Source organism: Thermoanaerobacterium sp. RBIITD, assembly GCF_900205865.1.
In the GTDB taxonomy this organism is placed as follows: Bacteria; Bacillota; Thermoanaerobacteria; order Thermoanaerobacterales; family Thermoanaerobacteraceae; genus Thermoanaerobacterium.
This window is the reverse complement of record NZ_LT906662.1, coordinates 338,275-353,371: the sequence shown is the minus strand read 5'-3', so window position 1 is coordinate 353,371 and position 15,097 is coordinate 338,275. Positions and strand designations below refer to the sequence as shown.

Here is a 15,097-nt window from a genome sequence, read left to right as displayed (position 1 = left end):
TATGCGTGTATTGATAGTTAAATAATTGTAAATATGGGTTATGAAGTGGGGCTTGTGTCTACTGTATTGACGCAAGTCCAGTTTTTTAGTCATGCCATGCTTTTTGGTGATGGCTATAATTATATGGAATGGAACCTTTCAGGAGAGTAACAAAAAATTATATATGATTGAAATGGAGGTATTTTAGTGGATGATCATGTGATAGAAGAAATAAAGAAGACTTGTGACAAACTCCTGACAGATAAAAAACTATTGCCTCTTGAACAATTAAATCAGGGATATAACATATTTAAAGAAAAATTCAGCCCTGAAAGATTAAAAAGTTTAGATGGTGAACTTTTGATAGATACTATCTTTAATATTGGTAATAAAGATGGATTAAGTTATTGGCTGGAATTCAAAAACGATGATGAATTTAAAACAAATTCTAATAGTTATGGCAGCATTTCTGGTGGTAGTTCATATAAGTTTATCATGTTTAAAAGAAGCTCTGACGGCAAGTGGGTCACAGGTAACCCTCAAAATCCTACTATTTTATCTGTTGATGAAGCGGTTGAACTTGGCAGAAAAATAAGAGATGCTTTAGTTGCTGGTGCAAATTTGATTGATAAACTTTCAGATGATGCAAGTATAGAAGACTATATAAAGCTACAGGAACAACTAAGCAACACATTAGTATATAATATGCAAAACCTTGGATGGGTGCATAAGTACTATCATATACTATATCCAAATAAAATAGATGCCTTTCATTCTACAAGATGGCAAGTACATGCCCTTATTTGCTGCAATATAAAGCCAGTGCAAGATGATAAACTTTATACGATGTCTGGGCAATTAATGCAAATTATAAAAAAGACAGGATTACCTACAAGTTATGTAATGAATTCAATGTGTGTATTGTTTGGACCGCCTGTAAATTATTTTAGGATTGGCACAGGTGATAATGGCAATAGCTATTGGGAGGATATGAAGTCGAATTCATATGTAGGTATAGGCTGGGCAAAACTGGGTAATTTGACTTCATACGATGAAAGTAAGAGCATTAAAGAGGATATTGCTCAGGAACTTAAAAAACTTTATGGATATGACAATAATGTAGCAAGTAGAAAAGCTGGAGAAATAATAAAATTTTACAGAAATATTGAAATTGGAGATGTTGTAGTAGCAGCACTTGGTGAGAAAGTACTAGGAATAGGTAAAGTTATTGGGAATTATGAATATGTAAAAGATAGACCTTATTCACATTGTAGAAATGTCGAATGGGTAAAAATATTTAAAGAACCTGTTCATTTACCAAAAGCTAGCACTGGGAAACTAACTGCCTGTTTCCAATATAGAGATATTGATAACATCTTTGAAATTAGAAGATTGATGAGTGAAGAAATTGATGAAATTAAGATTGAGCCTATATTAAAACCTCTTACGGGTACAGTTGCAGAAATAGAAGGTGTACTAGCGCGCAAGAAGCAAGTCATTTTATATGGACCTCCTGGAACAGGGAAAACATACTATGCTGAAAAAGCTTGCAGTGAATTTGCAGCAAGAAGTCTATTTCACAAGCCTTATGATTCACTTTCACAGAATGAAAAAGCTTTGATATTGGGTGACAGTACGACAAATGGTTATGTTCGCATGTGCTGCTTTCATCCATCATATGGATATGAAGATTTTATAGAAGGAATTAAACCAAGGGTTGTAAATAATCAAACGGTATTTGAATTAAAAGATGGGATATTTAAGAGAATATGCAAAGATGCAATGGAAAATTCAGATAAAAAGTTTTATTTGATTATTGATGAGATAAATCGCGGAGATATATCACGTATTTTCGGAGAACTCATTACACTTATTGAAGTAGGAAAGCGCGGCAAAGAGGTTATACTTCCATTTTCAAATGAATCTTTCAAAGTGCCAGACAACGTATATATTGTAGGGACGATGAATACAGCAGATCGTTCGATTGCTCTTTTAGATGTTGCACTTCGCAGACGCTTTGGCTTTATAGAGTTAATGCCAGATTATAGCCTATTTGATGGTGTGGTATTTGAAGGTTTACCACTTGCAGAATGGCTAAAGGAATTAAATAGTAGAATATGTGAGAACCTTGGCAAAGATGCTCGCAATCTGCAAATCGGCCATTCATATTTTTTAGAGAAGGAAAAACCCATTATAGATAATGAGAAGTTTAAAAGAATTATAAAAGAAGATATTATTCCGCTTATTGAAGAATATTGTTATGGTGATTATGAATTGATTTCTAATATTTTAGGTGGAAGTATTGTAGATGTAAAAAATCAGACGATTAGATATGAATTATTTGATACACCGGATATTTCTGATTTAGTAACAGCATTACTATCACCATGTCCTGATATTCGCATAGGCGTGGAGACAACCAATGATGATGTAGCAGATGAAGATAATGACAGTGAAGATAATCAAAATAATAGTGAGGAATCATGATGACTAAGATAGTCAGTTTAAAAGAGTGGGACGGCATAGTTTTGGATGGTGTAGAATTAGCGGATAGCGGCGTTCGCAATTTAGCAAAAATTCTTACAGGCAAGGGAATATTAGAAATTATAGAGATTAGAGGTGGCCTATCAATTAAGAGTAATTCATATGTTGGAAGAGTTAAACTTGGGGATTTACAGATTGATGTTTATCCTAAGATAAATGGGCTACCGTTGTATCAGCTTCTAAGATATGCATATGGACTTAGAGATCTAAAGTTATTTAATACTGCAGAGCATAACTTAGGTAATTTTTCTTTTTTTGATTTGCTTATTTATGAACTTTATGTTGAGGCAGAAGATTTGATTCAAAGAGGACTTCAAAAAAGCTATATAAAGGAAGAAGAATGTTTGTCATCGCCAAGAGGCAGAATTGATATGAATAAGCTTTGTGCTCAAGGTGGATTAATAAAGGATACATTACCGTGTAGATACTTTGCTAGAGATGAAGACAATATACTTAATCAGATTTTACTTTCTGGTTTAAGACTCGGGTTGAAGCTGGTAATGGATGACAGATTAAAATTTAACCTTCAAAGACTGATTTCTTATCTTAAAGAAAATGTATGCGATATTATTCTTACGCGAACTAGCTTGAATCGTGCTTGGAATAGTATTAATAGACTGACAGAAAGATATTCCTCTATACTTAGAATAATAAACATCTTGTATGAATCACAAGGTATACAGTTAGAGGATGGTTTAAGTTCAATTGACCTTAATGGATATTTTTTTGATATGAATGCATTTTTTGAAACATTGATAGGACGATTATTAGAAGATTTTGGCGGAGGTTTTTCTGTGAAATGTCAGTATAGCTTGCATGATATGTTTACATATGTTGCAGAGTTTAACCCACGCCTAAAAAAGTCTCCAACACCGAGGCCAGACTTTGCAATTGTCAAGCAAGGTAAGGTAATAAAGTTAATAGATGCCAAGTATAGAGATTTATGGCATGATGATTTGCCACGGGAGATGTTATATCAGTTATCGGTTTATGCAGTAAGTGGTATTGGAAATAAGACTTCAACAATACTTTATCCAGCCACAAGTGATATTCCTACTATACAAAAGATTGACATTAATGATCCTGTTTCAGGTTCTAAAATAGCAAGTATAATCTTACAACCAGTAAATCTTATTAAAATTGCAGAGTTAATTACTGATGAAAGTAGAAGGTATGAATTGATGAATTATATCGATGAAGTTGTTTGGAGTTGAACATTTACTATTTTGAGTGAGTATACGAAAGAGTAGTACAATAAAGACCAGTGAGGACATTTTCTGGGGTACACAATGAGTAGTATGTGAAAAGTGTATGTCTTTCCACTGATTGATTTTGATCACCAGTGAACATCTATATTAGCATACGCAATTTAACTTTTTATTCAAAATCTTTTCTATATTCAGGATCTTTGGCGAGTTATTCTTGCTGCTTTTTATACATTTCATCAATAGAGAGAAAATTTGTCTATATAGATGATTTATGTGTTAGTTCCACTCATAGAAGAAAAGGTGTGGGGAGAAAGCTTTTTAGACATATTGTTGATTATGTAAAAAAATCAGCTTATGATACACTTGAATTAACTGTATGGGAATTTAATAGCGATGCTATTAAGTTTTACGAAAGTTTAGGCATGACGACAAAAAATAGAAGAATGGAATTGAAGATTAATTGATTATTTTACTGGAAAATGATAGAATTAAATTATTAAAGCTTGTGGTGGTGATATTGTGCCGCTTTCGGATCAAGAGAGAAAAAATATGCGTAAAACTTGGTGCATAAGAAGCGATAAAGACAATAATGCTTGTTATATACGATAAGATAACAGATTGTAGAGACAAAAAGGATAACATTATACTTAATGAAGCTGTTTATGTAAATGCAAATTATATAATAACTGGTGATGATCTGCTGATTTTAAATTCTTTTTATAAATAAAGTACCACATCATGTCCATAACATTTGATAAAATAAAAGTTAAAATGATGCATTTGACTAATTTAAAGACCAGTATGTATTAAATTATGTTAATGGAATGAGGTAATAAGATGAATCTAACTGCTATTACTGCAACTTTAGGTAAATATAGATCAGACGATATCGAATGCCTTATAGAAGAATTGCCTAGAATAAAAAATGATGAACAAGGATATGTAGTATATATGGTATTTGATATTAAACATAAAAAAATTTATTTTGAATCAGGAGAACCTGTGAAGGAGAATACCACAGAGCAATTATTATATTTTGGAAACAATTCAGGCAGCGGCTTTCAGTATTACCTTAGTAGGGATGCTGAATCTTTATCTTATCTTTTAACAAGTACCATAAGTGATTTATATAATATGCTTTGTAAATACGGTATGCAGGATGGAAAAATGGCTTTGATTATTAAAAAGATGGAGGATAGTGGGTTAGTCACTTTAAGTAAAAAGAAAGGTGCTGGCAACATAAATTATAAGATGTTTTTATTGCCAGATAATTATTTGATTAAAGGTCTTACTGAAAATACAAATAAAGCTAAAATAACATTATCAAAGTCCACTGAAGATGGTGATAAAGTTGTATCTCCTGAACAATTTATTAGAATAGGAATTGGAGAAAAAAACAAAAAAAACCGGTTTCTATTAGTTGTACCTGTAGTCCTACAGGAAGATGGGCAACGTGTTGTCTTATCTGAATATCCTGAATATATAAAGCTGGTAAAGTTAGATAAAAATATTGAAAACGAAAGCTGCACTCCTTCTTTACAAAGTAAAAAGGTGTGCTATATATGCCATAAAGAAAAAGATGATGTTAAAACCGAAGATTATATAAAAAATTTTGATAGAAAAGGGATAAACAAGCTATTTGAAATAACAACTAAGAATACGTCTCAAATCCTTGATAATTTCAACTATGAAAATACATATTCCATATGTCATGATTGTTATTTAGATCTTCTTAATGGAGATAAGAAAATTCAAAAAATGTTTAGAGGCAAGATAGCGGGCGAGGATGTTTTTATATTGCCTGAAGGATTAATTAAAGATTTTGATTACAATTTCTTATATAAGTTAAAAAGAGAAGCGGATCTTGCTTTAAAAGAAGATGATGCAAATAATTGGCTTCAAAACATTGAAGCGCTTGCCAGTGTAGATGAAATTGTTTATTATAGTCTGAACTTTGTAGTATATAGAACAGATGGTACATCATTTAGTGTATTGCAGACTATAGAAGATGTGCCTACAGTACGTTTTAAAAAGATAATGGAGCTTATTGGCCATAATGTCAATATGATGTGGCAACATATAAAATACATGTCTCTTGCTAGTATTTATAGATTAATTCCAGTATATCAAGATAAGAATAGCAATAAATGGACAGGTAAAGTATTATCACTTTACAAAGCATTATTATGCGGTGAACAGATTGATATGAATGAGTTATTTAGCTATGCGTGTGAAGGTCTTGATAAGGGATTAAATCAGCTTAAAAAGGATGAAGTAAAAAATTATTTCAATATGGGTCTAGCTGAATATAAGAAAAATTATAAAGATTATGCAGATGACTATTTCATAAGAAATTTAATAATGGGCTATTTAATCTTATTTAATGTGTGTAGACAACTGAATATTTTGTATTTGGAAGCGCAATGGCAGTAGAAAATGTATCAAAATCATATACTGGGCCAGTACAAATGAATTGGGGATATTCTCTTCATCCAGTAGAAGAAGTTAAATCTAATTCTATAACTTCTATAATGAATGATAACAGTTCTACGTTTGGTAAAAAAAATAAGATATATTATGCATTAGTTGCTCACTATGGTACTATGAATAAGTATAGCGCAAAATATACCGGGATGACAGAAGATGATGCCTCTATATTTAGAAAAGCTTTAGTGCAGGGTATTATGGCTAATCAGACAGATAGTAAGCAAGGGCAACAGCCTTTGTTTTACATTGAAGTAGTGTATAAACCTGATTTTGATGTATTTCTAGGAGATTTGAGACGATTTTTAGAGGTTTCTTATCCTGATGATAAACCTATAAGATCACTTAATGATGTCAAAATAGATTTTAAAGATCTTAAAAACGTTATAGAAAAAATGAAACAAAAGGGATATGTAGATGAAGTAATTGGCTGGGTATATCCATATATCGATACCAGTAAATCTCTTGTAAATATGCCTTTATATAAAGAAGTTGATTTATTGGCTCCTATTTCCAATAAGGTGGTTGGTTAGATTATGAAAGTAGTATCATTTTCAGTAAATGGTAAAATGGCGCATTTTAGGAAAGTACATTCCAATGCTTCGGTCCTTTCATATTTTTTACCTCCTAGAACTACAATATCTGGTATAGTGGCTGGCCTATTAGGTATGGAAAGAGATACGTATTATGAGACATTTTCTATAGATAATTGCAAAATTGCCGTAGCCTGTCAAATGCCAATAAAAAAATGTATGCAAAAGCTTAATCATCTTATGATAAAGAGCAAAAATGATTTAAATGGCTCGGCTGAGAATCACAGTCAGGCGGCTACAGAGCTTGTTATACCGCTTAATATACGAACTGGATATGTAAGCTATCAAATATGGATACATCATTCTGATAATAATATTATGGAGAAATTAGAATGGATAGTAAATGATATGCCGATGTATTATACCCAAGGCATATCAGTAGCACTAGGCACTGCTTTTAATTTGGGATGGTTAGAAAAGAAAGGTGTATATGAAGCAGAAGAAGTATATAAATCAGATGTTGTTGACATGTATTCTGCCATACCGATGGAATATATAGATGATATAAAGTTGCAAAATATGACAGATAGATGGTATAGGTTAATAAAAGAAGAAGTGCCATTGGAGTTTACTAAAGGCAGAAAAATTACAGAGCGGGGGCTTAAAAATATTTTAATAAATATTGAAGGAAGTCCTATAAAAGTAACAGCTAAGCAATATGTAAAATTAGATAATGGATTAAACATTATGTGGATGCAGTAAGTAAGTTGTAAAAGGTAGTGGTTTTATGAAATATCTTGCTCACTTTGACAAAGATAAAAGATATGGACAACCATTAAATGAACATCTGAAAGCTGTTGCAGAGATGTGTACTGAAATAGTGCCCAATGTAGTAAAATTTAAGGATATGGACAATGATATAATAAAATACTTAGCATATAATATTGGCTTTTTCCACGATATAGGTAAATACTCGAATTTTTTTCAAGAATATTTAATAGGTAATTACAAAGGTTCCTATAAAAATCATGCTCATATCTCTGCTTGCTTTTCTTATTTATTTTTATTTGATAAAGTTAAAATGATATGTAAGAATGAGAATTTAATGTATATACTTATGTATCTGTGCTATATTATTGTGCGAATGCACCACAACTCTTTGACATTGGATCGGTTGTTTACCATTGAAGGTCAAGATGTAATGTGGCAAGAGCTTAATGTAATAAGGCAGAATTTATTTGAAAATCAACATCAAATTTTAGATGATTTATCAAGTATTGCTCCGAATTTAAAGGATCTTGATTTTTCAACATATCTTGATTTAGAGAGATTAAAGGGAAACAAATATTTTATGAATATGCCTCAACTTTTAAAAATGGGACGATTTGCTGATGAACAATGGTATTTTTTTCTTATATATATGTTTTCATTGCTTGTAGATAGCGACAAACTAGATTCGGCTGAGCTCGTACATAGGTCAGGAAAGTCTATTTCACATAGTAGAGTTGCCAAGTATTTGGCATTTAAGGATAAGGGTAGTGTTGATAAAACATTGCTTTTAAAAAGAGAAAATGCTCGTAGAGAGATGATGAATAATGTAGATAGTTTAACAGATGAACAGATAAAAAACAGCAGATTTTTCATTATTACTGCTCCTACCGGAATTGGTAAAACTTTATCTTCTTTACAATGTGCTTTAAGATTACAGCAAAGAATACAAGATATAGAAGAATATGTTCCAAAAATAATAACTGCTATTCCATTTATCAATATTATCGAACAGACACGTAAAGAGTATGAAAATGTTATAGGAGATCAGGCAAGTTTGGTTGTGCATCATAGATTGGCTGATATTGCATCTAATATAAAATCTAGCGAAAATATACCGATAAGCAAAGCTTTACTTGAGATAGAAGCTTGGGAAGGAGATGTAATTTTAACAACATTTGTCCAATTATTTCAATCTATATTTACGGGTAGAAACAGTGCACTAAAAAAACTTAATAAATTGGCAGGAAGTATCGTAATATTGGATGAAGTACAAGCAATACCAGAGAAATATATGCCTCTTGTTGGTGCTACTTTGCAGAAAATATCTGAATATTATGGTACTCGATTCATACTTATGACAGCTACTCAGCCGAAGATATTGGAATTTGGTGATCGGTTACTGAATAGTCATGAATATAGTAGTAAGAAAACAATTGATTTGTTTCCTTCTTCAGAGACATACTTTGCTCAATTGAAAAGGACTAAATTTGTACCAGTTTTGGAAGAAGAAATGAATACGGACAAATTTGTAGAATTTTTTATTGAAAAATGGAATCCACTTAAATCGGCTGTCATAGTTGTAAATACTATAGAAAGAAGCATAGAGGTATATTATGCATTAAAGTCAGAACTCAAAGGACGAGGTATTGATACTCCTGTGTATTATTTATCGACTAACATAATACCAAAAAAGAGGATGTCGGTTATTCAGGAAGTTGATAAGCTATTGAGAGCTAATAAATCCGTTATTCTGGTTTCTACTCAGACCATAGAAGCAGGAGTAGATTTAGATTTTGACATAGCTTTTAGAGATTTTGCTCCATTAGACTCATTGGTACAGACGGCTGGTCGTGTGAATAGGAATAGTCAAAAAGGTGAACACTTGCCAGTTTACATAGTAAAATTAGCTCATGATAGCGATTATATATATCACCTTTTTAATAGGAAGTTAACAATGGATCTGCTGAGAGAATATAAAGAAATTTACGAATGGCAATATAATAAAATTGTAGATAGGTATTATGACAAAATATTAAGTTTAGGTATACCTCAAGAATCGAAAAATATATGGAATGAAGGTATATTGAAATTAGATTTTAATAAGATACCAGAATTTAAGTTAATAGAGGATTTGTCGTTCATATGCGATGTGTATGTGGAGAAGGATGAAAATGCTACTGTTTTAGCCAATGAATATGAAAATATTATTTTAGAACGAGGTGATTATGCACATTACAATTCATTTGAACGCAAGGCGTTATTAAGGAATATTACGGCAAAAATGAATGATTATATAATACAAGTTAAAGAACGAAAAGTTGAAAGCAATTTGTTGCAGAATTTTGAAATCAGAAATGGGGTACAGAGTTCACTACGGTGGATTTCACCAAAAGATGTATCTAAATTATATGATGAGGAAACAGGTTTTAAATTTATTTAAAAGAAAATTATATAGTCGTTAACATTAAAAAATTTTAAGTAATATTATTACAGAATAACTACAGTGTATTAATTTTAATTTTGAAATTTTCTAAAAAAATATGATAAAATTGCACTAAAATACCCGCTTTGTGAATCAATAAGCGGATGTTGAGGTGCGAAAAAAACATAATTACAAAAACCAAGCGTGGCTATTATGAACTATCAAATAGTATTAATCCAGAGGAAGCCATTATAGCTAGGCTATTTCCTAATGCAGTCATTTTTCTAGAAAGCGCACTTATTTATTATGGCTATACTGATAGAATACCCTCGATAGGACTATATGTGATGTTCTTCGTTATGAGAATAAGCTTGAAAAAGAAGTATTTAACAATGCAGTCCAGCGCTATGTAAAAGACCAAAAGAAAAATATAAGAAAGCTGTTTGAGTACGCTGAATTGTTTAATATCAAAAATGGACCTGTGCTAATAGTGTAGACACAAATAGTTTAAGTTTTCATATCATTGTAAGAGCAGCTTCATACGCCTCTTGAGGGGAATAGCACTATGAATCCTTTTTTGATTATACCAGGATTTAATATATTCAAAGATTGCTATTCTAGCGTCGCTGAAATCATAATATTTGTGATGATTAACCACTTTTTTTTCAATACAGAATGAAAGAATTTAATACAAGCATTGTCATAGGGATTGCCGTTTCTGCAAAGGAATGAACAATGCCTTTTTAGGATAGATATTCCTCAAATTTAGAGCTTGTGTACTGTGTTCAGAATAATGCCATTTGGTTTTTTTAACATTTAAGCAGGTATTTTCTACAGCTCTGATTGCTAATTTAGTAGTTGTAGAAGTAACCATATGAATACCCAATAATCTTTTTAAGAAGGTTTTCTTTTTATTCTTCAACTGGTTTAGATGAGTGGGAATGAAACTTTTTGACTTGATAGTAAGAGGTATGAATTAATAAAATATGTAGATAAAGTTATTGGAGATTAAGCTGTAAAAGGTAGACAAATAGGTATTATTAATCTTAATTTCGAAATTTTATAAAAATAGGTTCTAATTTTATTTACAAATAAAGTGCCGCGTTATGTCTATAACATCTGATAAAATAAAAAGAGAAGCTAAAGATCATCTTATTCATCTTTTGATAAGAGTTAGAAATTTTTATTGTTTTTTTTATTTTTTTATGTGAGAAAATTTTTGATATTGTTTTTTTAAGTGCTTGGTGTTAAAATTTGAATAAGAATGTTTTATCGAAAGTTTAGAGGTGTGATGTATGGGGTGAGGGATTGTACTTGTTTGGAAGAGAGTGATAAGTATTTTGAGAATTTACTTAATCAATCTGCAGTAAGAGGGGTTTTAGGCTTTATCGAGCTTAACAGCGATGAGCTAAATTATATAGCTGATTTAATTTCAAAAGAAGTTGTGAAGCCTTCTTTTGCTAAGTCAGAGTCATTAACTGTATCTATTTTTCTTGTTTGGATTGGCATTATATACTATCAGGATGGCAATTTCTGGTCACATGTATACAATATTTTAAATATATCATCAGATCAAATGCAGTTGCAAAAATATTTAGGCGAGATTTTTTTAAAGACAGTTAAAAAATATAAATTGGTGATGTTTAAGGATAAGCTGCGTTATATCATGCCAATTTTAGCTCATGGTTTCATCCCTAATTTTTATCTCAATGATTATTTTTCTAATATTATACTTCGGATATACAGAGAAAGAGAGGAAGCAGGGCTAAATATCAATTTTGAAGAAGTTAAGCACATTGTATCAAATTGGAGGAAAGAATATAAAGCATATATAGAAAAAGAGGATAGGATTCATAATCTTGATGAAAAGGAAAGAGAATTGCTGATTGCCAAGGATGTATTTTTGAATTTTGTAAAACTTCAGCATTTGATTAAATTAAGAAAACTAATAAAAAAGTCACAGGTGCTTAAGGAACTTTTGCTGATTCCAGATAGATGGCTAGAAGAAAAAGAGGCAGAAAGCGAAAAAATAAGCCTGCAATTGGAGAGATTTCGTGAGATATTCGAGAAGCGGTCTACTTTTGAAAATGAATATAAAGAATTAAATAATCGAATAAAAAGTGAAGCAAAGAAACTTTTTAATCATTGGGATGATGAAAGCGCTAAAGCAGTTTTAGATATTTCTATTGATGAAATAAAATTGCTCTTTAAAAGCGTTATGGACGACAAGAAAAGATTTGGTGGCCCTATGGGGCTGTTTTTCCGACTTTTTATGCCAAGAAAGTATATGATGATGAATGATAACAAAAGAAAATTAGCTTATATGTTTGTTAATATTCCAATAAAGGAGGATTTCTTAAAAGATCTTAATGAGAAACATATTGATGAGTTAATTAATTTTCAAGAGCTTTTAAAAAAGAAAAAGAATTTGGAGTTGTCTTTAAAGGAGATAGTTGAATCAGAAAGAGAAGCTGCAGCAGCAATAAGTGATACTTATACAACTGAGGATATTGTGTCACAATTTAAAAAGCAGTTAGAAAAAACAAACAATGAGATTGCATCATATAAGCAGAATTTAGTTATTTTAGGGAAAGGCAAATTAGATGAAGGAAAAGAAGAATTAAATGAGCAGAGGAATTTGAGAAAGAAGATAAAATCAATCAAGAGTGAAATCTTTTCTCAGTATGATATCAATACATTAGTAAAAAATTTATCACTTAAATTGAAGTATTCGAGTGAACATGAAATTGAGGAACAGTTGAAAAGAGTACAGCAGAAGAAAAAAGGTCTGATGGACGAGTTTAAAGACTCTATTAATCCTCTATATTTTATGAATGAATCCACACGTGTCTTTATTTATCAAGGTGGAGAAATAGCGGATCAGTTTATTTTTCAATCCTTATTATTAATTCAAAGTCTAGAACATGAGAAAGAAAATACATACAATATTTTGCTGCCATCGAGAATAAAAAAATCTATGGAGGATTGGTGGCAGCAAGAAGGTAAAAATTTGCTTACAGAAGAAAGAAAAAGGAAAGAACAAAGAGAAGGAAATAGAATCTCCGTACATAAACCAATCATCAGATTGGATACCATAGAGAGAGCAATTAAGGTTGAAATACCGTCACAATTCATTGAAAATCAAGAGGAAGTTATTTTTACATTAAACGAAGAAAGCGATATAAGAAAAGAGATAAAGATCGACATAAGAAAAACGGATGACAAGAACTACTGTACTGTACCAGTTTCTTTTAATATTGAAAGACCAATGGAAGGTTATCATTTTAAATTATTGATAGGTAAGAAATTTCATGAGTGGAAGGTAAAGGGTATTGATAAGGACTATAAATTCATGTTTTTTACAAATGGAAAGGAGCTTATAGAAGATCTTTTATATCTACCGTATGACAGCTTATATATAGTTGTTCCAATAGGCAGCAAATTTACTCCAAATGAGATAGTAAAAGAAAGAGAAAGACTAATAGGGGATTGGTCTGCATATGAATTTTGCTACATCGATTTAAATGAAATTGACATGTTTCTTATTGAAAGTGGAGGAGGACAATATCTATATAAAAAAAGGGTAAATATTAAGCTGCAGGTATTGAAAGGAAATATGCTAAAAGGAGTACATTCAGGCGGAAAAACAGTGTACAATAATAGATTGCCAGATATAGTTTTCTCAATAAATGATTATGATGATATATCTTATTATGGTTTGCGATTTGATTATCAAGATAATAGCATCTATATGCCACTTGCAGATTTTGATGCATTTATTAAGAGTGGAAATGTCATTTTAATCAATCTGGGTGCCATTGTTTCTCACATTTATGGCGTATGCAAAGTATCATTGATTTATAAGCAAAGTATTATATGGACTGATGACATTGTGGTGGTACCAGATTTAAATATAAAATTTAATCAAAAGTTGTATCCGCCACAGGAAAAGGGAAAAATCCAATTAGGCATATTAGAATTAAGTTCGCAATATCCATTTAAAGTAATGCTTTATACCAATGCGAATGTTGTAGAAGTCGCTGATAATAAAAATTACATAGAATTTGATACAGCAAATGATCAAGTAGATTTGTTATTGCAATATTTTTTAGACACAGAAGTTAGCATTGATATATCTATTGTAGTTCCAAAAATTTATTGGAAAACTGATGATACTGAAGAATGGTGTAGTAGCATTGAAGAGATATGGTTTGAAGATATAGGAAATTTTTACTTAAAGCTACCTACTTCTACTTCTACAAAAGTTAAATTAACGTTATCTCCTGATGTTCAAACAATTGTACCTACTGTGAAAAAAGAAGCAATAGTGTTTAATTTGCGCCAATTTAGTGACAGCATTCGAAGTTGCAACAAAGTGCTTCAGGATTTGGTTCTTTCATTCGATGATGAAGATATTTCTCCGATTTTGCTTGGACGCATTCGACTCTATTGGCAGGTAAAAGATATTGTATTAAGTATGAAAATAGACAATGGAAAAAGGATAATTTCAATCAAGTGGGAGGATCTTGGAAAGGCATCTAATAGAGTTGTCCGTTTATGGCCATTAAATGAAGAGAATTTAGATATGATTGAGTATATCATTGCTGATGGGGTATCACAGTTAGAAATTTCTGAAGATATAGAGAAACTGCCTATTGGTACATACAGATTACAATTTGACGTTGATGATCCATGGAGTGATGATGAAGCTTTGTTGCCGATGGCAGAAGATGGAAATTGCATGGATATCATAGTAGGGGATAAAAGTGAGATATTACAGGAAGTTATAGAAAATGGGTTAGATATAGTTGCTTTTGATGTTGACGGAAAGAAGATCGTATCAGAAGGAAATTATTGGATCGATGATATAAAGACATATTCCGAATTTGAAGGAGAAGAAGGGATGGTTGGCAATATTTATACTTTTGGCGAAAGTGGCAATATTGTACCTCTTGAATACAATCCAGCAAGCTTTTACTTTATGTTAGATCCAAAATATTTTACTAAACTTCCTTTTTTAATAGACAGAGACAAAGATGGATATACGTATTGTAAAAGGTGTAAAGTATTATTTTCAGAAATAGCACATCGTGAATGCAGGAATGATGTAATACTTCCTGACTCTATTTTTGTTAGAATAAGAAGGAGAGGATAGA

10 protein-coding genes are annotated in these 15,097 nt (G+C 31.2%); 9 read left to right on the top strand and 1 reads right to left on the bottom strand.

Translation table 11 applies throughout. The features are described 5' to 3' along the window. Positions 1 to 186 precede the first annotated feature (186 nt). The 8 genes from CPG45_RS01675 to CPG45_RS01640 all read left to right on the top strand — a co-directional run bounded on the left by CPG45_RS01675 (position 187) and on the right by CPG45_RS01640 (position 9,959). Positions 187 to 2,466 carry a DUF8426 domain-containing protein gene (locus CPG45_RS01675; RefSeq protein ID WP_096230339.1) on the top strand — a complete coding sequence of 760 codons (2,280 nt, stop codon included), beginning with the start codon at positions 187 to 189 and terminating at the stop codon, positions 2,464 to 2,466. Then, positions 2,466 to 3,737 (top strand): McrC family protein, encoded by a 1,272-nt coding sequence (locus tag CPG45_RS01670; RefSeq protein ID WP_096230338.1) that lies wholly within the window; start codon positions 2,466 to 2,468, stop codon positions 3,735 to 3,737. The genes CPG45_RS01675 and CPG45_RS01670 overlap by 1 nt, the downstream gene beginning before the upstream one ends. 128 nt (positions 3,738 to 3,865) lie before the next feature. Next, complete coding sequence (locus CPG45_RS01665) at positions 3,866 to 4,195, top strand: GNAT family N-acetyltransferase (protein WP_231968924.1); 330 nt, start codon at positions 3,866 to 3,868, stop codon at positions 4,193 to 4,195. Positions 4,196 to 4,320: 125 nt separating this feature from the next. Next, complete coding sequence (locus CPG45_RS01660) at positions 4,321 to 4,458, top strand: putative toxin-antitoxin system toxin component, PIN family (protein ID WP_096230337.1); 138 nt, start codon at positions 4,321 to 4,323, stop codon at positions 4,456 to 4,458. A gap of 110 nt (positions 4,459 to 4,568) precedes the next feature. After that, the gene (locus tag CPG45_RS01655) at positions 4,569 to 6,164 is read left to right on the top strand and encodes a TM1802 family CRISPR-associated protein (RefSeq protein ID WP_096230336.1); all 1,596 of its coding nucleotides are present in this window, start codon (positions 4,569 to 4,571) and stop codon (positions 6,162 to 6,164) included. Then, positions 6,155 to 6,748, top strand: coding sequence for a type I CRISPR-associated protein Cas7 (locus tag CPG45_RS01650; protein ID WP_096230335.1), 594 nt, complete (start codon positions 6,155 to 6,157; stop codon positions 6,746 to 6,748). Before CPG45_RS01655 ends, CPG45_RS01650 begins: the two co-directional genes overlap by 10 nt. 3 nt (positions 6,749 to 6,751) lie before the next feature. Further along, complete coding sequence (cas5, locus tag CPG45_RS01645) at positions 6,752 to 7,510, top strand: CRISPR-associated protein Cas5 (RefSeq protein WP_096230334.1); 759 nt, start codon at positions 6,752 to 6,754, stop codon at positions 7,508 to 7,510. Between the two features lie 25 nt (positions 7,511 to 7,535). Then, positions 7,536 to 9,959: a CRISPR-associated helicase/endonuclease Cas3 gene (locus CPG45_RS01640; RefSeq protein ID WP_096230333.1), complete on the top strand. Its 2,424-nt coding sequence runs from the start codon at positions 7,536 to 7,538 to the stop codon at positions 9,957 to 9,959. Between the two features lie 502 nt (positions 9,960 to 10,461). Here CPG45_RS01640 and CPG45_RS18070 read toward each other — a convergent pair. Continuing rightward, positions 10,462 to 10,599, bottom strand: a complete 138-nt coding sequence (locus CPG45_RS18070) for an IS3 family transposase (RefSeq protein WP_157732303.1) — start codon at positions 10,597 to 10,599, stop codon at positions 10,462 to 10,464. 660 nt (positions 10,600 to 11,259) lie between these two features. Here CPG45_RS18070 and CPG45_RS01625 point away from each other — a divergent pair. Further along, positions 11,260 to 15,096, top strand: coding sequence for a hypothetical protein (locus tag CPG45_RS01625; protein ID WP_231968923.1), 3,837 nt, complete (start codon positions 11,260 to 11,262; stop codon positions 15,094 to 15,096). Position 15,097 lies beyond the last annotated feature (1 nt).